General features: G+C 70.8%; 20 protein-coding genes. 8 read left to right on the top strand and 12 right to left on the bottom strand.

Going from position 1 to position 24,769, the window contains the following annotated elements; translation table 11 throughout:
• Nucleotides 1-105: 105 nt before the first annotated feature.
• Nucleotides 106-747, bottom strand: coding sequence for a hypothetical protein (locus tag SACCYDRAFT_RS08195; protein ID WP_005455276.1), 642 nt, complete (start codon nucleotides 745-747; stop codon nucleotides 106-108).
• A gap of 360 nt (nucleotides 748-1,107) precedes the next feature.
• Between SACCYDRAFT_RS08195 and SACCYDRAFT_RS08190 the strand changes: the two genes are divergently transcribed.
• From SACCYDRAFT_RS08190 to SACCYDRAFT_RS08175, 4 genes are all read left to right on the top strand, one after another.
• Nucleotides 1,108-1,473: a nucleotide pyrophosphohydrolase gene (locus SACCYDRAFT_RS08190; protein ID WP_043536288.1), complete on the top strand. Its 366-nt coding sequence runs from the start codon at nucleotides 1,108-1,110 to the stop codon at nucleotides 1,471-1,473.
• Nucleotides 1,474-1,691: 218 nt separating this feature from the next.
• On the top strand, nucleotides 1,692-2,003 hold the full coding sequence (locus SACCYDRAFT_RS08185) for a DUF6403 family protein (protein WP_005455274.1): 312 nt from the start codon (nucleotides 1,692-1,694) through the stop codon (nucleotides 2,001-2,003).
• Nucleotides 1,996-3,354 carry a hypothetical protein gene (locus SACCYDRAFT_RS08180; RefSeq protein WP_005455273.1) on the top strand — a complete coding sequence of 453 codons (1,359 nt, stop codon included), beginning with the start codon at nucleotides 1,996-1,998 and terminating at the stop codon, nucleotides 3,352-3,354. The genes SACCYDRAFT_RS08185 and SACCYDRAFT_RS08180 overlap by 8 nt, the downstream gene beginning before the upstream one ends.
• A complete protein-coding gene (locus SACCYDRAFT_RS08175; RefSeq protein WP_005455272.1) occupies nucleotides 3,351-4,274 on the top strand; it encodes a hypothetical protein in 924 nt (307 codons plus the stop codon). The genes SACCYDRAFT_RS08180 and SACCYDRAFT_RS08175 overlap by 4 nt, the downstream gene beginning before the upstream one ends.
• A 124-nt stretch (nucleotides 4,275-4,398) precedes the next feature.
• Here SACCYDRAFT_RS08175 and SACCYDRAFT_RS08170 read toward each other — a convergent pair whose 3' ends face one another.
• Genes SACCYDRAFT_RS08170 through SACCYDRAFT_RS08155 form a run of 4 tightly spaced genes read right to left on the bottom strand, consistent with a single transcriptional unit; the run spans nucleotide 4,399 to nucleotide 9,091 of the window.
• Nucleotides 4,399-6,033 carry a CocE/NonD family hydrolase gene (locus SACCYDRAFT_RS08170; RefSeq protein WP_005455271.1) on the bottom strand — a complete coding sequence of 545 codons (1,635 nt, stop codon included), beginning with the start codon at nucleotides 6,031-6,033 and terminating at the stop codon, nucleotides 4,399-4,401.
• A 24-nt stretch (nucleotides 6,034-6,057) separates the two neighbouring features.
• Nucleotides 6,058-6,372, bottom strand: a complete 315-nt coding sequence (locus SACCYDRAFT_RS08165) for an AtuA-related protein (protein WP_005455268.1) — start codon at nucleotides 6,370-6,372, stop codon at nucleotides 6,058-6,060.
• Nucleotides 6,372-7,712, bottom strand: a complete 1,341-nt coding sequence (locus SACCYDRAFT_RS08160; protein WP_005455267.1) for an acyclic terpene utilization AtuA family protein — start codon at nucleotides 7,710-7,712, stop codon at nucleotides 6,372-6,374. Before SACCYDRAFT_RS08160 ends, SACCYDRAFT_RS08165 begins: the two co-directional genes overlap by 1 nt.
• The gene (locus SACCYDRAFT_RS08155) at nucleotides 7,709-9,091 is read right to left on the bottom strand and encodes a CitMHS family transporter (protein ID WP_005455265.1); all 1,383 of its coding nucleotides are present in this window, start codon (nucleotides 9,089-9,091) and stop codon (nucleotides 7,709-7,711) included. Before SACCYDRAFT_RS08155 ends, SACCYDRAFT_RS08160 begins: the two co-directional genes overlap by 4 nt.
• A gap of 138 nt (nucleotides 9,092-9,229) precedes the next feature.
• Here SACCYDRAFT_RS08155 and SACCYDRAFT_RS08150 point away from each other — a divergent pair, with 138 nt between their 5' ends.
• Nucleotides 9,230-10,153 carry a LysR family transcriptional regulator gene (locus tag SACCYDRAFT_RS08150; protein ID WP_005455263.1) on the top strand — a complete coding sequence of 308 codons (924 nt, stop codon included), beginning with the start codon at nucleotides 9,230-9,232 and terminating at the stop codon, nucleotides 10,151-10,153.
• A gap of 136 nt (nucleotides 10,154-10,289) precedes the next feature.
• Here the strand turns inward: SACCYDRAFT_RS08150 and SACCYDRAFT_RS08145 are convergent, their stop codons facing one another.
• The 5 genes from SACCYDRAFT_RS08145 to SACCYDRAFT_RS08125 all read right to left on the bottom strand — a co-directional run bounded on the left by SACCYDRAFT_RS08145 (nucleotide 10,290) and on the right by SACCYDRAFT_RS08125 (nucleotide 15,049).
• Nucleotides 10,290-11,204, bottom strand: a complete 915-nt coding sequence (locus tag SACCYDRAFT_RS08145) for a sugar kinase (protein WP_005455261.1) — start codon at nucleotides 11,202-11,204, stop codon at nucleotides 10,290-10,292.
• Nucleotides 11,197-11,817: a bifunctional 4-hydroxy-2-oxoglutarate aldolase/2-dehydro-3-deoxy-phosphogluconate aldolase gene (locus SACCYDRAFT_RS08140; RefSeq protein WP_005455260.1), complete on the bottom strand. Its 621-nt coding sequence runs from the start codon at nucleotides 11,815-11,817 to the stop codon at nucleotides 11,197-11,199. Before SACCYDRAFT_RS08140 ends, SACCYDRAFT_RS08145 begins: the two co-directional genes overlap by 8 nt.
• Nucleotides 11,818-11,833: 16 nt before the next feature.
• On the bottom strand, nucleotides 11,834-12,979 hold the full coding sequence (dgoD, locus tag SACCYDRAFT_RS08135; RefSeq protein WP_005455259.1) for a galactonate dehydratase: 1,146 nt from the start codon (nucleotides 12,977-12,979) through the stop codon (nucleotides 11,834-11,836).
• Nucleotides 12,976-13,707: a FadR/GntR family transcriptional regulator gene (locus SACCYDRAFT_RS08130; RefSeq protein WP_005455258.1), complete on the bottom strand. Its 732-nt coding sequence runs from the start codon at nucleotides 13,705-13,707 to the stop codon at nucleotides 12,976-12,978. Before SACCYDRAFT_RS08130 ends, dgoD begins: the two co-directional genes overlap by 4 nt.
• Before the next feature lie 376 nt (nucleotides 13,708-14,083).
• Nucleotides 14,084-15,049: a phosphotriesterase family protein gene (locus tag SACCYDRAFT_RS08125; RefSeq protein ID WP_005455256.1), complete on the bottom strand. Its 966-nt coding sequence runs from the start codon at nucleotides 15,047-15,049 to the stop codon at nucleotides 14,084-14,086.
• Between the two features lie 354 nt (nucleotides 15,050-15,403).
• Here SACCYDRAFT_RS08125 and SACCYDRAFT_RS08120 point away from each other — a divergent pair, with 354 nt between their 5' ends.
• Together SACCYDRAFT_RS08120 and SACCYDRAFT_RS08115 are read left to right on the top strand one after the other, a co-directional pair.
• The gene (locus SACCYDRAFT_RS08120; protein WP_005455255.1) at nucleotides 15,404-15,802 is read left to right on the top strand and encodes a nuclear transport factor 2 family protein; all 399 of its coding nucleotides are present in this window, start codon (nucleotides 15,404-15,406) and stop codon (nucleotides 15,800-15,802) included.
• A 15-nt stretch (nucleotides 15,803-15,817) separates the two neighbouring features.
• Nucleotides 15,818-16,597, top strand: a complete 780-nt coding sequence (locus tag SACCYDRAFT_RS08115) for an Fpg/Nei family DNA glycosylase (RefSeq protein ID WP_005455254.1) — start codon at nucleotides 15,818-15,820, stop codon at nucleotides 16,595-16,597.
• A gap of 3 nt (nucleotides 16,598-16,600) precedes the next feature.
• Here SACCYDRAFT_RS08115 and SACCYDRAFT_RS08110 read toward each other — a convergent pair whose 3' ends face one another.
• Nucleotides 16,601-17,227: a hypothetical protein gene (locus SACCYDRAFT_RS08110; RefSeq protein ID WP_005455253.1), complete on the bottom strand. Its 627-nt coding sequence runs from the start codon at nucleotides 17,225-17,227 to the stop codon at nucleotides 16,601-16,603.
• Between the two features lie 348 nt (nucleotides 17,228-17,575).
• On the opposite strand from SACCYDRAFT_RS08110, the gene SACCYDRAFT_RS27165 reads away from it, so the two are divergent.
• On the top strand, nucleotides 17,576-22,180 hold the full coding sequence (locus SACCYDRAFT_RS27165; RefSeq protein WP_005455252.1) for a glycoside hydrolase domain-containing protein: 4,605 nt from the start codon (nucleotides 17,576-17,578) through the stop codon (nucleotides 22,178-22,180).
• Between the two features lie 732 nt (nucleotides 22,181-22,912).
• On the opposite strand, the gene SACCYDRAFT_RS08100 is transcribed toward SACCYDRAFT_RS27165, so the two are convergent.
• A complete protein-coding gene (locus tag SACCYDRAFT_RS08100) occupies nucleotides 22,913-24,439 on the bottom strand; it encodes an exo-alpha-sialidase (RefSeq protein WP_005455249.1) in 1,527 nt (508 codons plus the stop codon).
• Between the last annotated feature and the right edge of the window lie 330 nt (nucleotides 24,440-24,769).

Below are 24,769 nucleotides of genomic sequence, written 5' to 3'. Positions count from 1 at the left end.
GGAGAACCGGCGGATCACCGGTGCCCAGCTCCACCCCGTCGAAGGCAGGCCGGGCCGGTCGAGCACAGCGCCGCACTCGCCGTGCCCGACCGGCCTTCGGACGTCTCACGCCGCGAGCGACCACTGCCACTCGTATGCGACGGCCAACCCCCGCACGCAGGCGTCGATGTTGCCGCGGTTGGTGTTCGCGCGGAGCTTGTAGAGCTTGCCGTGCCGGCTGTCGAGCACGACCGGTGTGGCACCCGGCAGGACGAGGTCGGCGAACGACTCCATCATCTGCAACACGATGTCCGCACTGCCCTGGTTGAGCGCCGCGGACTTGCAGTACGGAAGGACGAGCCACCGCGTGTCGTTCCTGTCGTGCAGGCGCACGCCGAGCATGTGGCGAAAAACGACACGCAGGTTTCCCTCGGCCCAGGTGGCTTCACCGACGTGAATTCCGGTGGCCCGCTTCGGTATCGTTTCCAAAAACCCGTCGGCGGCGTCCCGATACGCGGATTCCCGCCAGTCGTCCTTTTCCCCGGCTTGAGCGATGACGCGTTCGAATTCGCGTTCCCGGTCGGGAGAGTTCAGTGCCCGCCGAAAAGCCGCCAACAGCGGCCCGTAGGCGGACCAGGCGTATCGGCCGGGATCGAGGTAGCGGCGTTTCTGTTCCACCACCATCGACATGGCCTTACGTGGACCGGCGTGGACGTAGTCCAACCACTGGAGTCCACCGATGAAAACGGTACGGGCAGCGGTATTCACCAAACCAGCTCCGTTCGCCGTACGGAGCACCGCAGGTGCCGAACCCGAGACCGAGGAAAAACCGCACCACACCCATCGAGAGCACGGTAGCGGTTTGACGAATCCCCAGTCGGCCGAGTAACGTCGATGTCGTCGAATTGAACGGTACCCATGCGGTGCTGAACTGCCTGCCTACCGCACCATTCTAGCAGAAAAGCACGTCGAAGATCGGCTGTCCGGCGGCCTCTTTCATCACGAAACCACACCTCACGGCCTTCGACGTACGAACGAACGGAAAGCCCGTTTCCCTCGGTCGCAGCCCGAGGGAAACGAGTGCGCACCCTGCGACGGCCGCCCGTCCACGACCGTAGTGTGACCCGCATGGAACTAGCCGATCTGCAACGCCGCCTTCGGGACTTCGCGGACGAGCGTGACTGGAACCGGTTCCACACGCCGAAGAACCTGGCGATGGCTCTCGCCGGTGAGGCCGGGGAGCTGGTGGAGATCTTCCAGTGGCTGACGCCCGAGCAGTCGCGGGACGTCATGCGTGACGCGCGGACCGCCGAGCACGTGCGGCACGAACTGGCGGACGTACTCGCCTACCTCCTGCGCCTCGCGGACGTGCTCGACGTCGACCTGCTGGCGGCGTCGGCGGAGAAGATCCGGCTCAACGAGGCCAAGTACCCCGTCGAGCTGGCCAGAGGCAGCGCCGAGAAGTACGACCGGCTACATGGGAAGGGCGAGTGATTCCCCGAGCGGGCACGCGGGTCGGTGTCCGTTCGGAGTCTCACCACAGACCTGGCGACCGCGCCACGGAGCGCGACAGGTCCGGCACATGCTGTGACCAGCCTCGGAGGCGAGGGCGGAACTCGTGGAAAGGTGATCTCCGCGCCCCGTGATCGGGCAGAATCTACAGTCACCGCAGCGCTCGCCCCGAGCGCTGCGACGCTTGGAAGCGGAGACACGTGTCCTCGTCCTGGTTGATCTGGCTCGTCGGCGGCCTCCTACTCGTCGCCGCGGGTGTCGCGAGCACCCTGGTGCCTCGGCTGCGCGCTCGCGACGTGCGACGTCGTACGGCGTGGTCCACCGCCCGGGCGGCGATCGACAGCGCCGCCGTCAGCCGGGACGCGTGCCCGGCTCCGGTCGCCGAGGCCGAACAGCTGCTCGCCCGCGCGGAGACGATCGCCGCCGAGCGGGGTGGTGTCGCCGCGGCCGAGGAGGCGACCAGGTGCGCCGAGCGGGCCGACCGGCTCTGGCGGGAGGTCCGCCATGGCTGAGCGCACGGCACGCCGGACGAGGGAATGGGTGCGCTGGACGCTGCTCGGTGTGGCCGTGGTGCTGCTCGTCGTGTTCCTGGAGTCACAACGGCAGGAGATCGTCGATGTCAGCTACGGGAGGTCGCCGTCGTCGGCCGACAAGGTCGTGGAGGGCGAAGCCGGTGAGCTGAACGAGGCCACCGTGCCCTCGGTCGAGGAGATGACCGAGATGGTCGCGGCCGAACCGGTCGTCCGATTGCCGGGCTCGGTCGCGTGGTGGGACGAGGAGGTCGTGCGCGAGGCGATCGGCGACGCCGACGTGCGCATCCTCGTGGCGCCGCCGGGACTGGACGAGGACGAGCGGCGCCGGATACGCGAGGTCGAGAACGCGACGATCACCGTCGTCGGCACCACGGTCGGTGGTGGGATACTCCAGGCCGCCGCCGACACGGTTCCCGAGTGGCGTGCCCAGTTCGCTTCCGGTGACGTCACGTCCTTGCTGGTGACGATGATCAGCCACCTCCAGGAGCGGGAGTCGCCGGAGGTGACCGACGCGTTCCGCTGGCGGGAGCCGACCGAGGCCGAGCTCGACGCCGTCGCCACCGATCTGCGCGCCGACGGGGTGCACGTCGCGGAGGGCGCGACGCTGGAGAACGTGCCGGAGAAGTCGTCGGCGACGGCCTTCCCGGACGCGGGCGCGCTCTACGTGGCGTTGCCGCAGCAGCCGTTCGGTGAACCGGTTCCCCGGTACGGCCCGGCGCTGACCCGGCTCTTCCCCGACAGGCCCGTCGTGGTGATGTACGGCTCGTGGATCGAGTACGACGGTCCGAACGCGACGGACTTCGTCGAGCTGGTGCACGCCATCTTCTACTCCCAGCTCGGTGATCGGCTCAGCACCTACGACTACCCCCAGGACAACATCCTGAACGCGTGGCTGAACCGCGTCACCGACGTCCGCTACGCGGGTCTGTTCGACCGGCCGCTCCCCTACCTGCCGTTCGATCCGCTGAAGGTGACGATGCCCGCGCTGCCGTGGCTGTTCGCGGCCTGTGTGGTGGGTTTCCTCGCCCTGTCGGTGCGGCCGCTGAGGCGCGCCAGGTCGGCGCCCGAACCGGGGCACCACGCCCGCCTCGCGGGGCTCACCGCGCTGGCCATCGAGGTGTCGGGGTTGACCACCGAGCAGAGTGACCCTTCGCTGACACGCGGCATCGGCAAGCTGCGGGCGGCCACCGAGGCACTGGACTCCGACCTGCCCGGGGAGCAGGTGCGCGCCCTGCTCGACGACGCCGAGAGCGAACTCGACGAGACCGCCCGGCTGCTCGGCCGCACCGACTACCGTCCGTTCAACTACCTCGAGGGCAGGCTCGGATGAAACGGCTCGGCCGATTCTTCAGCACGTTGTTCGGGATGGCCGTGCTCGGTTGCACCGTGCTCGCGGGGTGGGCGCTGTGGACGGGCGGGTTGTTCGAGGGGGCGGTCGCGAAGGAGTTGCGCGGATCCTCCGTGTACGTCGCGCCCGGTGTCGAACTCGACGAGGCCGCCGCGGAACGGGTCGTCGGTAACCGCAGGCTCGCCGTGGCCTTCCTGGAACCGGGGGCCGACCTGCGGGAGGTCTGCGACGACATCGGCCACGCCGCGAACGGCACCGTGGTGGTGCCGCTCAGCGCGGCGGAGGACGACTACGACCGCTACCCGTGCACCCGGACGACCGACGACATCGGCACCGGCGTGGTCATCGAGACGACGATCGTCAACGGCATCGACCAGTTCCTCGACAAGCCGATCGAGGCGCTGAAGGTCATGGCGGTGAACTACGACCAGCTCGTCAAGGCGGGGCTGGTCCCCGACGGTGCGCGCACGATCAGCCCGTCCCTGCCCCGCTACCTGGTGGCCGCGGCCGCGATCGGTGCCGTGGTGGCCGGGTCCGCGTTGCTCTACTTCGGAGCACGCAGGGCGGGCAAGCTGGAGGCGGCGCGCCGGGAGAGGCTGGACGCGGCGGGCGACGCGCGCAGTGTGCTGAGCGCCGGCGCGGCGGTGTTGGCCCAGCAGATCATCGATCTCGACGGCCGGTACGCGCGGCTGAGCCGCGGCCGGAAGGCCGGAGTGGCCACCAGCGAGCAGCGGCAGTTCCTGAACAAGTACCGCAGGCTGGTGGCCGACTACACCGAGCTGTTGACCGAGATCACGACCGCCGACGAGGACCGGGCGGCCGAACTCGCCGACAGGGTCGAGGCGCTGAGCGACCGGGGCCGGGCACTGGCCAGGATCGCGGCCGAGGCGGAGGCGAACTAGGGTCCGCGCCCGCCGTCTCCCGGCGACGCGATCGTCGTCACCGGGAGACCCGTCGAGCCGACTCGCACCCCGCGCGGGTTCCGTCGCCCCGGCGGACGGCGGGACACCGCGAACCGGGCACCCCTCAGGGTGTGCCTCCCGCGGGTGCGTTGTGGACGGTGAGGTGCAACGTCGATCCGGCGGCACCCGTCCGCACCTCCACCCGGCCGGGCGGCGCGCTGGAGTCGATCGCCGGGTAGTCGTCGCTGGAGACCCGCAGCACCAGGCGGTGTCCCGCGGGCAGCCGGTAGTGCGTCGGCCGGATGTGCACGTCCAGGTCGTAGACCCGCCCCGGTTCCACCGGGGAGAGGCCGGTGTGCGTGTCGCGGTGGCTGGCTTTGAGCCAGCCTTCGGTGATCCTGGTGCTGGTGCCGTCGGGTGCCTGGTCGTAGAGCACCGCCGCGAGGTGCCCGTCCTCGGCCCCGAAGGACACCCTGATGCGTGCGCTCGCGTCCCCGGCGAGTACCAGGTCCCGGCGCAGCGGTGAGGTGCCGAACACCAGTCGTTCATCGCCTTGCGGGGGCTCCGGCTCGGTGTTGACGTCGAAGGTGGCCGTGCCGGGACGTCCCACCGCCCGGCTCAGAGCCCCGTCCGTTCCGAGCCGCAGGGTCAGCTCGCGGGCGTCGCGTGGGGGCCACTGCTCGAACTGCTGCCAGCCGTGGCCCGCGCCGGGTCCCGGTACCTCGTACGAGGTGACGTGCGTGGCCGGCAGTGGGGCGTCGGGGTCCTGCGCCAGCCAGTGGTCCCACCAGGCGAGGTAGGCGCCCCTACCGATGTCGGCGTGCTGGCCCTCCGGGTAGCCGTGCTCCCACGGGCCCGAGATCAGCCACACGTTGTCGGGCCGGGCCCGGTAGTTCTTCACCATGCCGTCCCGGTAGCGGTCGTACCAGCCGTTGATCTCGAGCGTGGGGATGGTGAGCCGGTTCCAGCGGGACATGACACTGCGGTCGCGCCAGAAGTCGTCGTAGAGCGGGTGCTCCGCGTAGGTTCGGAGGGTGTCGGGTGCCACCTGCCGCTGCCAGTCGCGGATGCGGGCGGAGTAGATCCCACCGTGGTAGATGGTGTCTGCGTACCAGTCGTGAATGCCGTTCATCGGGATGATCGCCTCAAGGTGCGGCGGCTGGTTCACCGCGACCAGCAGCGCGCTGTGACCTCCGTAGCTGACACCCATCTGGCCGATGCGTCCGGTCGACGCGGGGTGCGCGGCGAGCCACTCGACGACGTCGTAGTTGTCCCGCTGTTCCTGGGGGCCGAACGGGTCCAGCGAGCCCGGTGATTCGCCCGAGCCACGGGCCTGGCACACGAGTGCGTTGTAGCCCCGGCGGACGAAGTAGGCCGCACCCTCGCCGAAGGTTTCCGCGTTGTCGGCGTAGGCGGTGTACTCGTAGACGATGCCGGGGAACCGCCCTGCCGCCGGTCGTGTCGTCGTGTCCCCCGGCCGGTACAGCCGGCACACCACGTGGCTGCCGTCGCGCAGCGGCACGTCCACGTCCTCGCGCACCACCTGGTACTCCGGTGGGCGGTCGTAGGAGAAGAAGGGGTCGTCCGGGAGTGCGGCGGGGGAAGGGGCGGCAGGCTGCGGTGCGGCCCTGGCCACCGGGGCCATCGGGGCCACCACGGACACCGTCACCGTCAGTGCCGTGAGGATGCTCGCGACGCGGGCGAGAGCGCGACGCGGTCGGGGCAGGGGGTGAGCACGTCCTCGGTGAGCTGAGCTCATTCCGGCCTCTCCTTCGGTGGTGGGTCAGATCGTCAGTTCCAACGTGAGCAGGTGGTAGCTGAGCGTCTTGCCGTGTCCGTCGAGGACGGTGGAGCCGGTGACACCGCCCGCGAGGACACCGGGGATCGCGAACACCAGAGCGGGAAGCCGCGGCAGCACGGTGCGGGTCACCGGACCGGTGACGGCGGTGCCGAAATGCCGCGCCACGACATCCTCCGTGAGGTGGGTGACCAGCAGGTCGACGTCGGCCGGGCGACGCGGGAACACCGACAGCATCAGCGCGTCACCCTTGTCTCCTGCGCGGACGTCGGCGAGGTCGTCGAGCAACACGGTGGACATCACGTCTCCAGCAGGTGAGCGGAGGGGGTCACGAGACGGCGCGGCAACAGGCATGAGCGGACGACGACGGTCTCGCGCTTGGACCTGGTGGCGCCGCCACCCGCCGCGGGGCCGTTGGTGTAGAGCGACTCCACCTCCCAGCCGATCACCTCGGCGTGGTCGGGGTCGGGGACCCGGGCGGACACCCGGAGGCGCACCTCGAACGGCCGGGTGTCGGCCGCGAGCCCGCGGAACGCCGCGCCCGCGCCGATGTACTCGACCCGGATCGCGCTTTCGTCGACTCCGTGCACCCGGACGAGCCGCTCGCGCACGATGTCGGCGGCCAGGCGGGCACGGTCCAGAGCGCGGGGGCCCGCGTAGCTGATCTGTCCTTCCCCCAGCCAGCCTCCCCGGAATCCGAGGGTGACCTTGAGCTGGTCCGGCCGGGGCCGCCCGGTGGCGCCCGCCACCCGCACCCGGTGCTCGCCGATGTCGGTGAAGGTCACCCCGGAGAAGTCCGCGACCACGTCGGGAGTGAGGTACGCGGTGGGATCGTCCACTTCGTACAGCAGTTGCTCGGCGCAGGTCCGGGTGTCCAACCGGCCACCGGTGCCCGCCAGCTTGCGGAGTTCGGCGGTGCCGTCCGCGGCGACGTCGGCGAACGGGAAGCCGAGGCGGGCCAGGTCCGGGACCGGTTTCGTGACGGGGTCGGCGAAGTAGCCGCCGGTGAGTTGTCCCGCGCACTCCAGCAGGTGTCCCACCGCGGTGCCCGCACCGAGCAGTTCCCAGTCGTCGGTGTCCCAGCCATGCGTGTGCAGCAGGGGCCCCAGGAACAGAGCCGGGTCGGCCAGCCGCCCGGTCACGACCACGTCGGCACCCTGGTCGAGGGCCTCCACGACGGGTGCCGCGCCCAGGTAGGCGTTGGCCGAGATCAGTTCCTCGGGGCAGGCGGACAACGGCGCGGCGGTCTCCCACACCACGGGGTCGACCCGGCGCACGGTGTCGAGCACGTCGTCACCGCCGACGACCGCGATCCGGGCTGGCACGCCGAGTTCGGTGGCGACGCGAGCGGCGAGCTCGCCCGCCGCCTCCGGGTTCGCGGCCCCGGAGTTGGTGACCACCCTGGTGCCGCCGCGAGCGGTGTGGGGCAGGACCGCACGTAGCCGCGCTCCCAGCAACGGGTCGTAGCCCGTGCTCGGATCGCCCAGCCTGCGAGCGTGTGCGGCGGCGACGGTCCGCTCGCCGAGGCACTCGAAGACCAGGAAGTCCAGCTCGCCCCGGCGGGCCAGGTCCACGGCCGGGTCGATCCTGTCCCCTGCGAATCCGGCTCCGGCGCCCAGGCGCACCGTCCCGCTGCTCATGCCGCCCACAGGGGAACCGCCCCGGTCGCGACGGCGACGAGCAGCATCACGATGCTGACCAGCCAGGCCCAGCCGAGAAGATGCCGGATATGTCGCCCGATCTCCACCCCTCCGAGGCCTACCAGCAGATAGAACGAACCGGTCAGCGGACTGATCGGGAAGCCGACGGTCTCCTCGCCGAGCAGCGACGCCGAAGCGATGTCGACGCCTGCCACCGCGAACTGCTCGCCCACCCCGATCAGTACCGGCATGACTCCGAAGTAGTACGCATCCGGTCCGAACAGAAGACTCAGCGGCACCCCGAGGACACCGACGATCAGTGGCAACGCGGGAGCGGCTCCGTCCGGGATCAACCCCGCGGCCGTCGACGCCATCGCGTCGATCATGCCGCTTCCTTCGAGGATGCCGAGGAACACGCCTGCGGCGAGCAGGGTGGTGGCCATGAGCATGGCGCCCTTGGAGTGCGCCTCGATGCGGGCGGTCTGCCGCTTCAGCCCCGGGTAGTTCACCAGTAACGCGACCAGTGCCGCGACCAGGAACAACAGCTCCGGCGGCGCCACCGCGGCCACGAGGCAGGCGATGACCGCGACCGTCAGGGCGACGTTGAACCAGAACAGCCGCGGGCGGCGCAGCTCCTCCGCTTCCCCACCGGCTGGTCCTTCCCCGCCGGTGCTGACGGACGCGGGGCCCGTGGCACCACCGACTGTCCGGGAGCCCCCGCCCGTGACGGCGCCCTGCGCCTGTTGCGTGTGCTCGGGAATCCCGGCGAGCCTGCGCTGCTCCCGACGTCCGAGCAACCACGCGACGGCCAGAACCGCCACCACCCCGGTGACCTGCGCCGGGATGAGCGGAACCCACAGGTCGTTGACGGGGACGCCGGTCACGGCCGCCGCCCGTGCGGTCGGCCCACCCCACGGCAGGAGGTTCATCACGCCGGCACCGAGACCGACGCACGTGGTGAGAACGAGCCTGCTCATTCCGAGCCGGTCGAACAGCGGCGCCATCGCCGGGATGGTGATCAGGAAGGTCGTGGCTCCGGCGCCGTCCAGATGCGCCGCACACGCCAGCAGCGTGGTCGCCACGCACACCGTCGCGGGCGCGTTCCCCGCGAGCGACACGATGCGGTCGACGATCGGGTCGAACATGCCCGCGTCGCGCATGAGTCCGAAGTAGATGATCGCGAACACGAACATGGTGGTGACGCCGACGACGCCGCCGAGTCCCTCGGAGACGAACCCGCCGATCTCCCCGGGGGAGAAGCCTGCGACCAACCCACCCAGGATCGGGACTCCCGCCAGCGCGACCACCGCGGCCACCCGGTTGGTCAGCAGCACAGCGAGGATCACGCCGATGGTCAGAAAACCCATCAGGGACAACATCGACCCGGACCTCTCACTCGGCGACTCGGAGTGCGGCGTTCACCGGAGTGCTCCGGCAGCGCGCCTCGGCTCACGAGTGTGAGGCCGAGCACTATTCAAGTCCACCATCGATTTCGGATACATTGATGCGCTGTGGGCATGGAAATCGGCATACGCCACCTGCGTGCCGTGGTCGCTGTCGCCGACGCGGGCGGCTACACCGGTGCGGCCCGGGAGCTCCACGTCGCCCAGTCGTCGATGAGTCGCACGGTGCTCGAAGTCGAGCGCCGGCTCGGGGTGAGCCTCTTCGAACGCACGACCCGCAGGGTGCGCCCCACGGCGGACGGCGAACAGTTCCTGACCATCGCCCGCAGACTGCTGGCCGAGTTCGACACCGCCATGAACCACTTCGAGGGTTACCTGGCCGGGACGCGGGGATCGGTGTCGATCGCGGCACTGCCCTCGCTCGCCGCCACGATGCTGCCGCACGCGCTCGCGGCGTTCCGGGCGACACGGCCCGACGTGGCCGTGACCGTCCGCGACGGACTCTCCCAGGACGTCCTCGACCACGTCGCGCGGGGCAGCGCCGACATGGCGGTCACGGTCGCCGCGACCGTGCCTCCCACGTTGCACGCCCGGCACGTCGCCGTCGACCGGTTCGTCTGCGTGTTCCCGCCGGGGCACCGGTTCGCCGGACACGACGAGCTCACCTGGTCCGACCTCACCGGCGAGGACTTCGTCGCGTTCGACCCGACCAGCAGCATCCGCGCCTACGTCGACCGGACGCTGTCCCGGTGCGGCGTGCGACTCGGCCCGGTGACCCAGGCACGCAACGTCGGCGCCGTCGCCGGACTCACCGCGTCGGGCCTCGGCGTCTCCGCCGTCCCCGGGCTCGTCCTGCCCATGATGAAGTTCGCCGAGATCGACTCCCGCCCCCTGGTCGAACCAGTCGTGGAACGCGACATCTGCCTCGTCCACGACCCCGCCAGGCCACTGTCCCGCACCGCGCTGGCCCTCATGGAGCTACTCGCGAACGCCCGCTCCCAGCGACTGGGGTTACCCGCCGGTGCGCGCTGGGTGTGAGGCAGCGCGTCGACCGTGCCCGCTGTCCTGACTCGGCAGGGCCACGGTCGACGCTGTAGCCACGAGCCGCTCCCCGACCAGGCGCAGTCCCCACCCAGCGAGAACCGTTCGCCGGACCACGTCGTCCAGTCCCCGGTCATCGCAGTGCCGCTCCCTCCTCCAGTGCCAGTAGTCCCAGTTCGCTCCTCGTCGGCAGGCCCTCCCAGTCGCCCGAGGTGGCGACGGCGAACGCGCCGGCCCGGTTGCCTCGGTCCAGCCGCGCGGCCGGGTCGAGGCCGTCCCGCAGTGCGGAGAGGTATCCCGCGGTGAAGGCGTCGCCCGCGCCGACCGAGTCCACCACCGGGACGCGGTGTCCGGGCGCGTGCAACTCGCCGTCGGCGGTGGTGACGGAGGCACCGTCGGCGCCGAGCTTGGTGACCACCTCGCGCACGCCCGCGTCCAGCAGCGCCTGGGTTCCACCGACGAGGTCGAGCTCGTCGGTCGAGCCGATCACCACGTCGACAGCGTGGGCGAGCGGCGTGAGCACCGAGGAGGCCTGCTCCTCCGCCCACAGCTTCGCGCGGTGGTTGACGTCGAACGACACGGTGGCGCCACGCTCGCGGGCCTGTGCCAGCGCCGCTTCGACGGCCTCGCGCGGGCCGTCGCCCAATGCCGGAGTGATACCAGTGAGGTGCACCAGGCGCACGTCGTCGCCCAGCGCGACGTCGTCGGCGCGCAACCGGGAACCGGCCGAGCCCGCGCGGTAGTACCGCACACGCGTGACGCCGGGCAGCCGCTGCTCGAACAGGATCAGCCCGGTGGGTGCGGCCTCTTCATGCTCCACTGTGGACACGTCGACGCCCTCGGCACGCAGGGTGCGCAGCACCAGATCGCCCGGCTCGTCGTCACCGACGCGGCCGAGCCAGCGCACGTGGTGTCCGAGCCTGCTCAGCCCGATCGCGACGTTGGACTCCGCACCGGCGATCGACGAGCGGAACGACGTGCCCAGCCGCACCAGTCCGTCGGCTCGCAACGACACCATCGTCTCGCCGAGGGTCACGACCTCAGGCACCGGCGACCTCCACGAACCGGGTGGCGCGTTCGCGCAGCGCCTCCAGGTTCCCGCCGTGGGGCGCGTCGCCGCTCAGCGGACTGCCGACGCCGACCGCGAGGGCGCCCGCGCTCAGGTACCCGGGCACGTCGGTCAGCCCGACACCGCCGACCGGCACCAGGCCGATGCCGGGGAACGGGTCGCCGAGCGCCTTGACGTAGCCGGGTCCGAGGCTGCTCGCGGGGAACAGCTTCACCGCCGTGGCACCGGCGCGGTGCGCGGCGAGCACCTCGGTGGGCGTCATCGCGCCTGCCAGGACCGGCAGGCCCAGTTCCAGTGCGGCGTCCACGCCCTCACCGATCGCGGGCGTGACGGCGAAGGTCGCGCCCGCGTCCCGGGTGTGCTTCGCGTCCTCGGCGGTCAGTACCGTGCCGGCGCCGACGTGGGCCGCCGAGCCCAGCTTCGCGCAGATCCGGGTCAGCACCCCGACGGCGTCGGCCGAGGTGAGCGAGACCTCCAGCAACCGCACTCCGGAGTCCACCAGCACCTCGGCGGTGTGCTCGCACGCCGCCGGGTCGGTGCCTCGGATGATCGCCAGCAACCGGTGCCTGGCCAGAAGTTCCTTCAGGTCCATGGTTTCCCCTCTCGCCTCACCACTCGGCGAACGATCCGTCCTCGTGCCGCCGCACCGGAGGCCGCCACCGGTGCCCGCGCGCATCGGCGGCCCGCACGGCGTCCTCGTCGATGTCCACACCGAGACCGGGCGCCTCCCAGCGGCGGATGACACCTTCGGGGAAGGCGAACGGCGCGCGGTCGAGCACGTAGTCGAGCAGTTCCGCGTCGACGTTGTAGTGGATGCCGATGCTCTGTTCCTGGATCAGGAAGTTCGGGGTCGCGAACGCCACCTGCAGGCTCGCCGCGAGCGCGATCGGCCCGAGTGGACAGTGCGGGGCGAGCAGTGCGTCGAAGGTCTCGGCGAGCGCGGCGATGCGGCGGACCTCCGAGATCCCGCCCGCGTGCGACAGGTCCGGCTGCGCCACGGCGATGCCCGCCTGCAGCACGGGCAGGAAGTCGGTGCGGGAGTACAGGCGCTCGCCGCAGGCGATGGGCACGCCGCTGGTGGCGACCACGTCGCCGAGGCGGTGCGCGTACTCGGGCAGCACCGGCTCCTCCACGAACAGCGGGTGCAGCGGTGCGAGTTCACCGATCACCCTGCGCGCGGCGGCGACGGTGAACCGGCCGTGGAAGTCCACGGCCACGTCGCGGGAGTCGCCGAGGACCTCGCGCACGGCGGCCAGCCGCGTGACGACGCCGTCCACTTCCTCGCGGGTCGGCATGCGCCCGATGCGGCCGGATCCGTTCATCTTCACCGCGGTGAGGCCGCTCTCCACCTGCCTGGCGGCGGCTTCGGCGACGGCCGAGGGTTCGTCGCCGCCGATCCAGCCGTAGACCCGGACCTCGTCGCGCACGGCGCCGCCGAGCAGCTGGTGCACGGGCACGCCGAGCGACTTGCCGAGGATGTCCCACAACGCCTGGTCGAGCCCGGCCACAGCGCTGGAGAGCACCGGGCCGCCACGGTAGAAGGCGGCCTTGGTCATGAGCTGCCACAGGTCCTCGACGCGGCGCGGGTCCTGTCCCACGAGCAGGTCGGAGAGCTCGTCGACGGCGGCGCGCACGGTCTCGGCCCTGCCCTCCACCACGGGTTCGCCCCAGCCGACGATGCCCTCGTCGGTGGACACCCGGCAGAACAGCCACCTCGGCGGTACCAGGAACGTCTCCACAGAAGTGATCTTCACTCGGTGACTGCCTCTTCCTCTTCGGTGTGCCTGCCGCCGAGCACGCTCGCGGCGTCCTGGGCGGCCTTGTCCAACAACGAGGTCATCGCGGCCGCGGCCGCCTCGGGGTCCTGTCCGCGCACGGCTTCCACGACGGCGGCGTGGCTCGGCACGGGGTCGTCGGCGGCGGTCTCGTGCACGAGCGCGTCGCGCAGGCTCAGTGCGGGCTCGATGAGCACGTCCATCCTGGCGAGCATCTCGTTGTGCGTGGCCCGCAGCATGGCGCGGTGCCAGCGCAGGTCGGCCGCGACCTCGGCCGCCGCGCCCGCGCCCACGGCGTCGGCCATCCCGGCGAGCGCGGCGTCCAGCTCGGCGAGGTCCCGGTCGTCACGGCGCAGCGCGGCCATCGACGCGGCGGCCGGTTCGACCACCGCGCGCACCTCGGCCAGGTCGCGCAGCACCGCGACGGTGTCGCCCGCCTGACTGCGCCAGCGGATCACATCACTGTCGAGCAGGTTCCAGTGCTCACGGTCGCGCACGTAGGTGCCGCGTTTCTGCCGCGCCTCCACGAGTCCCTTCGCGGCGAGCACCTTCATCGCCTCGCGCAGCGCGGTCATGCTGACGTCCAGATCACGACCGAGCGCGGCGAGGTCGATGACGTCGCTCCTGCCCAGTTCTCCCGACACGATGCGGGCGCCGAGCTCGGCCACCAACTGCCCGTGCACACCACGGCCGCTGTAGCCGCTCATCGAGCCTTCCTCCCGTTGGTGCGGTCCCTCGCCACGACGAGGTCCTGTCCACGCCCCAGCCACAGTCCACAGTCAGCGCGGCGGCCCCGCGCACAGTCTGGGTCCCCGAGGACCTTGCCGTCAAGATTAAATATTAATTAATGACATACTTGAGGCATGAGGTCGAATGCCGCCGAACCGACCAGTCATGAGTCGGTGCCCTCGCGAATGACGGCACCATCCCGTCGGACACGGAGGGACCGCCGCGGATTGTCGTCACCCGCGGCGGAACCGTTGAGCAACTGCCGAGCGCGCCGTCGCGACCTTTGCGGTCGACCGGGTGGGCCCCCTCACGAAGCACGGTACCGGACCTCCCCCACCCGTTCACACGAGTTGATCACGACGTCGGCGTGAAGTAGCGGCGCGGGTTGTCCACCAGCATGGTCGTCAGCTGCTGTTCGGTGACCCCCGCCTCGCGGAGGGCGGGGAGGACGTCGTCGTGCAGGTGGGTGTAGTGCCAGTTCGGCAGCACCTGCTCCCGCACTCCGGGCTGGAGCCAGTCGATGTGGCACGACGCGTCGTGAGCGAGCACCATCCGCTCGGCCAGCCCCTCGGCGGCGAGTGCGGCGACCGTCGCGAGTCGCTCGTCGCCCGGCAGCAGGAAGTCCAGGCCGAAGCGGTCCATACCGAGGTAGGAACCCGCGTCGGCGAGCCTGCGCAGGTAGTCCAGGTCCGTGGTGTCACCGCTGTGTCCGATCACCACCTGGCTGAGATCCACGCCGCGGTCCCGCAACACCTTCTGCGCCACCAGACCCGTTTCGCTCTTCGGGTTCGTGTGCACGGTGATGGGCACGCCGGTGCGGTGGTGGGTCTCGGCGACGGCGGCCAGCACCCGCTCGACGCCGGGGGTGAGCGCGTCCTCGATGGCGCACTTGAGGAACGCGGCCTTGATGTCGGTTCCCGCGATGCCTTCGGTGATGTCCCGGACGAACAACTCGACCAGCGGTTCCTCTCCGCCCAGGGGTGTTCCGGGGCCGTGCATGGAGAAGCAGAAAGGCACGTCGCCGTAGGTGTAGAGACCGGTGGCCGGAACGATGTTGAGGTCGACCTGCGCGTTGATTCGGGCCACGCGCTCGATGTCGCGGCCGAGCCCGATCACCGTGGGATCGACGATGGTGTCCACCCCGCGCTCGGCCAAGGCGCGTAACCTCGTCACGGCCGACTCGACCTGGGCCTCCTCGTCCCACAGGTGCGGGTAGTTGCGGCGGACTTCCTCGTTCAGCACGAACACGTGCTCGTGCATCAGGACCGTACCGAGCACCTCGACGGCGATGGGTCCACGAACTGTCTGCACTGTCGTCATGAGAAGCCTTTCCCAGCCGCCTCACCGCTTGTGAAGTCCGCGCCTCGGACCCTAGACCGCTGTGGACTGAAGGCACAACGGTGTCGATCTCTGCCTCGAAACCCGGCACAGCGGTCGGGCCGGGTGAACCGGCACCGCACCCGGCCCGCTCTGTGCACTCTGATCGGCTGCCGTGCAACCCCCACGTGGAAAGGATCCACATGACCACCGCCTCGCGCACGACCGCTGCCGGATGCCTGAGCTGATCCTCGTGACCAACCCCGAGACGCCCGCCGCACGTTCCCCCGCGTGTACCAGCTCACCGGACGCCACGCCGGCCGGTTTGCCCCGGTTCGTCCCGGGTATGTCCGCCGGATGACGAGTGCGCACGCACGGGCCGACGGTTTCGCCGCCGCGCTGCGGAGTTTCGAGGACACCGGCGACAGCTCCCGGCTGCGGGAGCTGTTCGGGCCCGACCCGGAGCTGGTGAGGCCGCAGGTGGCCACCAGCGACGAGGGGACCTCCGACGTGACCCGGTTCTGGGAGGAGTACCGCTCACAGTTCTCCCAGCTGTCCACCGAGTTCGTCCGGGTGGTGGAGTCCGGCGATCTGGGTGTGCTCGAATGGGTCTCGCGCGGCACCCTCACCACCGGCCACCCGATCGAATACCGAGGGATCTCACTGCTGGACTTCGACGACCAAAACCGGATACGCCGGTTCGCCACGTACTTCGACACGGCGGCCTTCCTGCGGTCGGAGGCTCCGAGCAAGTGATCAGAAAGTCTCGCGGTGCCCGAGGGACACGTCGTTCACCGGCTGGCTCGTGACCTGGCTGCGGACCTCGGCGGTCGGCGGCTGACGGTGAGTTCGCCCCAGGGCCGGTTCACCGCGGAGGCCGCCCGGGTGGACGGCACGGTGCTGCGACACACCGAGGCGTACGGCAAGCACCTCTTCGTCGGGCTCTCCTCCGACGACGAGATCCACGTCCACCTCGGCATGCAGGGGAAGTGGCTCCGTGTCGCGGACCCGGCGAGACCGGCACTCCCCCAGGTGCGGCTGCGCCTCGCGACCGAGGCCGTGGCCTGGGATCTGATCGCGCCGGCCCGATGTGAGCTCCTGACGGAGGCAGCGGTGGAGGACCTCGTGCGGGGATTGGGCCCGGACCCGCTGCGCTCGGACACGGACGCCGAGGCCGCTGTCGCGGCGCTGCGGGCGGCACCCGGAGCCATCGGCGCGGCGCTGCTCGACCAGTCCGTCGTCTCCGGCGTGGGCAACGTCTTCCGCAACGAGGCGCTGCATGCCGTCGGCATCGCCCCGAAGCGGCCGTGCCGGGAGTTGAGTACCTCCGAGGCCCGGGCGCTGTGGGCAGAGCTGCGACGGATGATGGCACAGGCCGTCGAGGACGGACGCATCGTCACCGTGGACGCCACCGACCGTGCGGCGGTTCCCGAGGCCGAGGCCCGGAAGGTCTACAAGCAGCAACGCTGCCGCGACTGCGGCACTCCGGTGGTGACCAGCACGGTGGGTGGACGCACGGCGTACCACTGCCCGCGCGAGCAGCCGGGGTGAGGCTCACACCTGGCGCGCGGCCGCGTACGCGGGTTCCCGGATGCGCGCCAGCGCCGGTGGCCAGGACAGGCCGGGCAGGAGGTGGAGTACCGGGTCGAAGCGGATCGGCTGGTCCGGTTCCGGGCCGGTGCGTCCGGTCAGTTCGAGCGTCGCGAACTGCCGCCAGCGTCCGGCCGGGGCGGCGGCGAGCAGCCGGAACTCCGCCCGGGTCGACGGCATCGCGGCGAGCAGCACCAACCCGCGCGGTGTCCGGTACGGCAGCAGCGAGCCGTACGGCACGGCGCACGGGTCCTGCCAGCGGGGCAGCAACACGAACCGGGCTCCCGGCCGCAGGCCGGTGGTCGCGAGCAGCAGGTCGTGGCGGTCACCGGCCGGACCGCTGAAGGTGAACGCGAGACCGAGCACGTCGGGCAACGGCCTCGGCAGCCCCATCGAGCGGGAGAGGCGGACCAGACCGTGGTCCTCGCCCGGATCGTCCAGCCACTCCGCGCCCCACGGCTCGGGCGATCCAGTACGGCGCAACACGGCGTCGTACACGGTGCCGCGCGGGTGCAACGGCTTGCCGTGCCTGATCCTGGCGAGTGTCCCGAAGACGTCGCCCAGCACCGAACCGACGGCGGAAGCCCACATCCACGGCGGAGTACCCGGCATCGCCGGCCACTACACGGGACTACCGTGCTCACCCGCCGTGCTACCTGCAGGGGCGTCAGCCGGCGGTGGGAGTCGTGCGGCAGCGCGAGCTCTCGCCGAAGGCGGACGAGCCGATCGACGACAACGACGCCGCCGACTCCGCGAGCGGCCGGCTCAAGCGGTTCAGCGCCCTGCCGCCCGGTGGCTCGCCGGAGTCGCGCGGTGTCACCTCCGGCACCCACCCGATAGCTGGTACAGACCACTCCTTGACATTCATCGGACAGCGGATCACGGTGAATGCTGATCGTTCCAAGGTGGAACCGATCACATTCGAGCATCGGGGGTCCGATGAAACGGTCAATCCTCGCGCTGACCGCCGTGGCATCTCTGGCACTGGGACTACTGACACCCGCAGCGGCCGACCCGGCGGAGCCCACCCTCCCGGAACGGTCCACGGCACCCGCGGCGACGTCGACCGGGACCACCACGTCCGGCGGGCTCCCGGTGACCGACCTCGCGTCACGCTACGGGGGAAGCCACCCCCGCTATCGCATTCCCGCGCTCACGACGCTGCCGAACGGGGACCTGCTGGCGGTGTACGACGGTCGGCCCACGATGGCCGACCTGCCCTCCAACATCGCACTCCTCATGCGACGGAGCACGGACGGCGGCAGGACGTGGGGCCCACAGCGGGTGATTCGCCAGGACCCCGCACCCAACGGCTACGGCGACCCGAGTCTGCTCGTGGACCGCGAGACCGGCCGGGTCTTCGTGTTCCACGCCGCCTCGATCAACCGGGGCTTCGGTGACTCCGAGACCGGCAACGACCCGTCGAATCCCGACATCCTGCATCCCGACTACAGCTACAGCGACGACAACGGCCGGACCTGGCAGCACCGCCGGATCACCGCCATGCTGAAGAACCCCGCATGGGGCGGCATGTTCGCGGCGTCCGGCGAAGGCATCCAGTTGCGCCGGGGTGCCCACGCGGGCCGGTTGATCCAGCAGTACACGGTCCGTTTCAACGGGAAGAACTACGCGGTCAGCGCCTACAGTGACGACCACGGCGAGACCTGGCAGGCCGGCGAGCTGGTCGGCCCCGGAGCCGACGAGAACAAGACCGTCGAACTCTCCGACGGCCGGGTGCTGCTCAACAGCCGGGCGGCGCCGTACCGCCGGACCGCGGTGTCCGAGGACGGCGGTGAGACCTACACACCGTTCGAGCAGGACACCGAACTCGTCGACCCGGCCAACAACGGTTCGGTCATCCGAGCCTTCCCGGACGCCGAGCCGGGCGACCCGAGGGCCGAGTGGCTGCTGTTCAGCAACACCGAGGACTCCGGCATCCGGCGCAACCTCACGGTGAAGCTGTCGTGCGACGACGGCGAGACCTGGCCCGTGCGCAAGGTGGTGGAGCACGGCGCCGCCGCCTACTCCACGCTCACCCCGCTCGGCGACGGCTCCTCCGACGACGCTCTCGGCGGGGAGTACGGCCTGTTCTTCGAGCGCGAGGGTTACCGGCACCTCTCCTTCACCCGCTTCGACCTCGACTGGCTCGAAGGGGCCTGCGCGCCGGTGACCGTCGAGACCGAAGGCGCGCTGCCCGCCGGCACGTCGTCGGAGCTGTCCGTGACGGTCAGCAACCAGTCCGAGCGCACCCTACCCGCCGGGAAGGTCACCCTCGACGCGAAGGACGGCTGGTCGGCGCGCCCCGTCACCGTGCCCGCGTTGGGTCCCGGACAGTCCCGCACGGTCACCCTCTCCGTGACCCCGGCCGACGAGGTGGCGGCCGGGCGGCACGAACTGTCCGTCCGGTACGCCGTCACGGGCGCGAGTTCGTCGGCGCGAGCGACCGTGTCCGTCGACAACCCGTCGCCCCCGGCGCGGGCCGACCTCGACGTACTGCCGGTGCTCGACGCGGTCCACACGATGGGCGCCGACGGGCTGCTGGGCGACGAGATCGCGCCGTGGATCCGGGTGACCAACACCGGGAACGTGCCGCTGACCTCCGTCCGGGTGACCGGTCCCGACAACTCGGCGAGCTGCGACCACGCCGGCCCGCTCGCGCCCGGCGACTCCTACGTCTGCAAGTCGGTCCGGCACACGGTCACCGAAGCCGACCTGGCCGCCGGGGAGTGGGCTCCCGAGTTCCGCGCTCGCGCCGACGGCCCCGGCGGTGCCGTCGCCGACCGCACGGTCGCCATGGAGCCGGTCGACCTGTCCGAGCCTGCGCCTCCGGAGGCGGCCACATCGGTCTGGGTTCCCTCCGGCGCCTTCGAGGCGTCCTCGTTCGTCCGTGTGCCCCGCGTCGGCGGTCAGGGTCAGCCGCTGGCGGCCGACCGCACGCTCCGCCTGCAGGTGCCGGTGGCGGGCCGCGCGTCGGCGCAGCTGGCGGTCACCGCCCCGCACGGCGCCGAGAATCTCCAGGTCTTCGTGTCGAGACTGCGGGGGCCCGGCCGCCCCCTGCCGCCGAACGCCGTCACGGTGCGCTATCCGCAGTACGTCCCGGATGAGGTGCACGGCGGCGTGGTGGCCGACCCGCTGCGCGAGGCCGACACCGTGGACGTCGCCGAGGGACGGAACCAGGCGGCCTGGATCACGGTCGAGATTCCCGCAGGCACCGCTCCCGGCGCCTACACGGGCAGCGTCGTCGTCCGCGACGCGGACGGTGAGCTCGGTCGTTGGCCGCTGCGCGTCGACGTGCCCGACTTCGCCCTGCGCGACATGGCGGATCGGCCCTTCGTGCTGGATCTCTGGGCGCACCCGGACGCGGTGGCCGACCACCTGGGTGCCGAGCCATGGAGTGAGGCCCACTGGCGGGGCCTGCGCCCCTACCTGGAGGACCTCGCCGACCACGGGCAGCGCGTCGTGGACGTCGCGATCACCGAAGATCCGTGGATGGTCCAGCACGAGGGTGAGTGGCGTGCGCAGACTCAGTCGAGCTATCGCTCCGCGGTCGAGTGGCGCTGGGACGGCTCGACGTTCAGCTTCGACTACACCGCCTTCGACCGGTATGTCGAGGAGTCACGGAAGGCGGGCATCGACGGGTCGATCCACGCCTTCGCGATGCTGCAGTTCCGTGGTCCGGAACTGCTCAACTACACCGACACCCGCACCGGTGAGCGCGTCCGGGAGGAGGTGAGCCTCGGTGGTGCCCGCTACCGCGAGGCGTGGACGGCGTTCCTGCGCGACTTCCGAGCCCATCTGGAGGAGAAGGGCTGGTTCGACCGGACCCGCCTCGCCTTCGACGAGCGCCCAGCGGCGACGATGGAGGTGGCCTTCGACGTGATCGCCGAAGCCGACCCGGCGTGGTCGGACAGGATCGCGCTGGCGGCCAACTCCCTCGCCGAGGCCGACCTCTCGGAGTTCGTCAGCTTCAACTACTCGTTCCTCGACGACGTGCCCGACGAGCTGATCCAGCGGCGACGCGCCGACGGCAAACCCACCCTCTACTACACCTACTACGAGCCGCGGCGGCCCAACACGGTGACCGCGTCGCCTCCCGTCTCCACCCGCGCGCTCGGCTGGGTGGTCGAGCAGCGCGACCTCGACGGCTACCTGCGGTGGACCTACAACTCCTGGCCGAAGGACGTCTACCGCGATCCGAGTTTCCGCTACGGGCAGGGCGACGAGTACCTCGTCTATCCCGGTGACGACGGCCCGGTGTCGTCGGTCCGCTGGGAGGTGTTCCGCGACGGGCAGGACGACGCCGAGGTGCTCGACCTGGCCCGCACCGAGCTGGGTGAGGACTCCGCGGTGCTGCGGGCGGCACTCGACGGTGTGGACGCCGACGCGCAGGACGGGCCGGCCACCTGGGCTCGGATGCTCCAGCAGCGAGCCAACGTGACGGACGCCCTGGGCAGCCACGGCGCGCGCATCGCGGTCGACGCGCCGGACGGCTCCGTGGCCTACGGGTCGGCGGCCGAGTTCGAGGTGACGGTGACCGCGACCGGCGAGGCGCTGGACGACGTGGAGCTGACGCTCCCGGCCTGGCCGTCCGAGTCGGTCGAGATCACCGTCCCGGAGTCGACCGACGTGGCGGCGGGTGAGTCGAGAACCTGGCGGGTTCGTGTCGATGTGCCGTCGGAGGCACGCAACCTGGCGGTCGTCGCCGGAGACGTCCTCGCCGACGGCGATCGGGTGGGCTCGTTCACCTGGGTACCGACCGTGGGCGCGCCGGTGGCGGCCGACGGCCCGATCACCGTCGACCGTGCCGGCTCGCCCGACGCCACGGCGCCGGTGACCGTCTCCGTGCCCGTCCGCAACGCCTCGGCGACCCCGGCGACGGTGCGGCTGGACCTCACCGGCCTGGACTTCTGGCGCGTGGAGCCCGCCGACCTCGAGGTGGAGCTCGCCCCGCGCTCGACGACGAAGGTGACCGTGCCGCTCCACCCCGACGGACGGACCGGCTGGAGCACGGTGACCGCGAGCCTGTCCTTCGAAGGCGAGCAGCTGTCCGGGCCCACGACGTTCGACCTCGTCTCCGGCGGTGTCCATGTCTCCGACCTGGCCTGGTCGGACGAGGTGAACGGCTGGGGCCCGATCGAGCGGGACCGTTCCAACGGCGAGGACGAGGCGGGTGACGGCGCGACCATGAGCATCGCAGGACGGACCTACTCCAAGGGCGTCGGGGCGCACGCGGTCTCCGGACTCACCGTCGACCTCGACGGAGGTTGCTCGCGGCTGATCACGGACTACGGCATAGACGACGAGATCGGTGGCGCCGCCCGGGTCGTGTTCGAGGTCGTCGGCGACGGCCGGGTGCTGTGGACCAGCGATGCGGTGACCCCGGCCTCCCGGCGACAGTACGTCGAGGTGGACGTCACCGGCGTCGACCAGCTCCGGCTCGTGGTCGAGGACGGCGGCAACGGTGTGGGCCAGGACCACGCGGACTGGGCCGGCGCCTGGCTGGCCTGCGCGCGGCCACCGGCGGCGCTCGAACCGGCGGGCTGAACAGCCGAGCGTGGGCTCGGCTGGTGACGTGGCGGAGTGTGTCATGGGCGGCCAGGCCGCGGCACCGCGTTCGGTGGTTCGCTCCACGGCCGAAGCGACCGTCCTCACCGAGGGCTACACCGTCCGGCCGTCGACCTGACCCGCACGCGGCCGCCGGACCGTGTCAACCACCGCGCCGCCGGTACCACGGTCGATCGGCCGGCTGGCCAGCCAACGAAAATCCTGGTCATCTCGAACGTCGGCGTAACGGACCAAGGCGGTCGCCTCGGCGTGCTGATGACCACGCGACAGCGCCCAACGAGAGAGGCCACCGGCTTCGTTCCGAAGCGGGTCGACGAGGCCCAGCTCGCCGATCCGCTCTCACCTCCCTGCGCCACCACAGGCGTGATCATCGTCGTGACGGTCAACGCGGTGCCGCCCGTGATCCCGGTAAGGCGCCCTCGGCTGGTTGCCAATGTCATGAGTTGCCCCCTTCGACTGGGAACCGCGACTCCACAGGCCTCGATGTGGTACGGCGGTGACGGTATGGATTCCGGGGCGCACCGAGAAGGTCACAAGGCGGCCAAATCTGGCCGGTACCGCTGAACAGCGAAAATGTCCGGTTCAGGGCGAGACTGGAAACTGACCGGGGTCCACACCATGACGACCGCGCTAGCCAACCACCCGACCAGCGTCGAGATCGCCACGAGGGGGGCGGGCACGTCACTCACGACCCTCGGGCCGGGCTTCCTCTCATGCGTGGATGGTGATGCGGCGGCAGGTGTGCGTTCCGCCGTTCGGAGAGTTGAGGACCACGCCGTGCAGGTGCGCCCGCCCGACCAGCGCTTGGTCGCCACTGGTGAGGGTGTGGTCGATGACCAGTTCGTCGTCGAGGTAGCAGCGCACCAGCGGGCCGCGCGCTTCCACCCGGTAGCGGTGCCAGACGTTCGCGGCGGTGTCGCCGTAGACGCCGGCGAGTTTGGTGACGGTGCCGCCGTGTCGCTTGTACAGGCGCAGCACGGTACCGCTCGACTCAGCGGTGAACCACAGATAGTTCTGGGCGTCGATGGCGCGGATGGCCACGCCGGTGCCGGACATGCCCGTCCAGCGCAGATCCGCGCTCACGGTGACATCGGCCGAACCGGTGGGCAGTACGGCCACGTCGGGGTTGCCGTCGGCAGTGGTGGAGGCCAGCAGGCCATCGCGCACGATCGCGGAGCCGCGCAGGTTCCGCCATCCCGGTGGCGGGCCGTCGGGGCGGTCGAACACCTCAGCGGCCAGAGTGGTGTCGTAGTCGGTGAGCACGGCGAGGGTGCCGCTGGGAACCCAGCCGAGCGGGGTCTGCCCGCCCGTGGACAGGTAGGTCAGCCGCAGCTCGGACTCCACACCCTTGGAGTCCTCTGTACACAGTGGGCAGAACAGTCCACCGTCGACCACGAGCGGGTGGGCGTAGGTCATCATGCCGCCCGGTGCGGCCCGGTGGATCACCCGCGGTGCGGAGACCACGTCGCCGTGCAGGTAGCGCATCGTCGTGTGCCCGCGCTCGCCGCGGTAGACGATGACCAGCCGGTCGCCGTCCCAGCAGGCCGAGGGCCGGCCGGTGCCCGTGAACAGGCGGGTGGGTGTGCCCCACGTCGTGCCGCCATCGACCGACTGGATGCCGCCCACGCCGTCCGAGCCGCCCCACCGGAAGGTGACGGTGATCTCGCCCTCGCGCCGTACCGCCCACGGCTCTTGGTAGGCGCGCGCGACACCGGCGACGAGCCGCTGTGACGTCCACGTCTGCCCGTCGACGCTGGTGGCCGCCCACACGCTGTCGAACGTCTCGCCGGAGTGGCGACCGTAGTAGACGGCCAGCAGCCGCCCGTCGGGAAGTTCGAGGAGGGGCGCGCAGATCGCGGCCTGGTGCATGTCCGGGTCGATCCGGTACTCAGGACCCCACGTGGTTCCCTGGTCGTCGCTGCGGCGCACGAACGCCCCGTCGGCGCGGGAGTCGCGCCTGCCCTTGAAGTACGTCAACCACAGTGCGCCGCCGATGTTCGCGATGCACGGGTCACGCAGGTCTGCGGGGTCGGCGAGTCCGCCGATCTGGGTCCAGGTCGCGCCGAGGTCGCTGCTGACAGCGGCCTCGATCACCCCATCGCGGGCCAAGAAGTGGTCGCTGCCGCGGCGCCATACGAGAAACAGGCGCCCGTCGTCGAGCTGCGCCACGGACGGGAACGCGAGATGGCCGCGAGGTAGGTCCAGGGACAGGGTGGGCAGTACAGGTCGGTAGATCACGGGTCTCCTCGTACAGGGCCAGATCGGCGCCCGTGGGCGCGGTACTCGACTCGTGCGCACAGTACGCAGCGGCGCGTGAGGTATCCGTGCCGTTGATCGTCTCGGTTAGGTAAAGCTCCCTGCCGGTCACCGGGTCGACACCCGAGTAGACCGCGCCTGCAGCGAGTTTCCCGCTTTCCGATGTGCGGCGGGCGGTGTCCCCAGCTGATCAAGCCATGGCGGCGGCATCCAGCCGGCTCAGCGGACACATGAGCGCGCTGTCCATGGACGAAACCATGGACATTCGACCATCTAGAACACAGGGCCGGTAGAACGAAACCCCAGGTCACA

The sequence above is a fragment of the Saccharomonospora cyanea NA-134 genome (assembly GCF_000244975.1).
GTDB classification, from domain to species: Bacteria; Actinomycetota; Actinomycetes; order Mycobacteriales; family Pseudonocardiaceae; genus Saccharomonospora; species Saccharomonospora cyanea.
Note: the sequence above shows the minus strand (reverse complement) of the source record. Positions and strands in the feature narration are given on the sequence as shown.

Excerpts from the sequence above, each read along its gene's own strand:
- SACCYDRAFT_RS08165 (WP_005455268.1), bottom strand. The coding sequence starts at position 6,372 with ATGTCCACCGTGTTGCTCGACGACCTCGCCGACGTCCGCGCAGGAGAC.
- SACCYDRAFT_RS08190 (WP_043536288.1), top strand. The coding sequence starts at position 1,108 with ATGGAACTAGCCGATCTGCAACGCCGCCTTCGGGACTTCGCGGACGAG.
- SACCYDRAFT_RS08140 (WP_005455260.1), bottom strand. The coding sequence starts at position 11,817 with ATGGACCTGAAGGAACTTCTGGCCAGGCACCGGTTGCTGGCGATCATC.
- SACCYDRAFT_RS08175 (WP_005455272.1), top strand. The coding sequence starts at position 3,351 with ATGAAACGGCTCGGCCGATTCTTCAGCACGTTGTTCGGGATGGCCGTG.
- SACCYDRAFT_RS08160 (WP_005455267.1), bottom strand. The coding sequence starts at position 7,712 with ATGAGCAGCGGGACGGTGCGCCTGGGCGCCGGAGCCGGATTCGCAGGG.
- SACCYDRAFT_RS27165 (WP_005455252.1), top strand. The coding sequence starts at position 17,576 with ATGAAACGGTCAATCCTCGCGCTGACCGCCGTGGCATCTCTGGCACTG.
- SACCYDRAFT_RS08110 (WP_005455253.1), bottom strand. The coding sequence starts at position 17,227 with ATGTGGGCTTCCGCCGTCGGTTCGGTGCTGGGCGACGTCTTCGGGACA.
- SACCYDRAFT_RS08150 (WP_005455263.1), top strand. The coding sequence starts at position 9,230 with ATGGAAATCGGCATACGCCACCTGCGTGCCGTGGTCGCTGTCGCCGAC.
- SACCYDRAFT_RS08120 (WP_005455255.1), top strand. The coding sequence starts at position 15,404 with ATGACGAGTGCGCACGCACGGGCCGACGGTTTCGCCGCCGCGCTGCGG.
- SACCYDRAFT_RS08155 (WP_005455265.1), bottom strand. The coding sequence starts at position 9,091 with ATGTTGTCCCTGATGGGTTTTCTGACCATCGGCGTGATCCTCGCTGTG.
- SACCYDRAFT_RS08125 (WP_005455256.1), bottom strand. The coding sequence starts at position 15,049 with ATGACGACAGTGCAGACAGTTCGTGGACCCATCGCCGTCGAGGTGCTC.
- SACCYDRAFT_RS08180 (WP_005455273.1), top strand. The coding sequence starts at position 1,996 with ATGGCTGAGCGCACGGCACGCCGGACGAGGGAATGGGTGCGCTGGACG.
- SACCYDRAFT_RS08130 (WP_005455258.1), bottom strand. The coding sequence starts at position 13,707 with ATGAGCGGCTACAGCGGCCGTGGTGTGCACGGGCAGTTGGTGGCCGAG.
- SACCYDRAFT_RS08170 (WP_005455271.1), bottom strand. The coding sequence starts at position 6,033 with ATGAGCTCAGCTCACCGAGGACGTGCTCACCCCCTGCCCCGACCGCGT.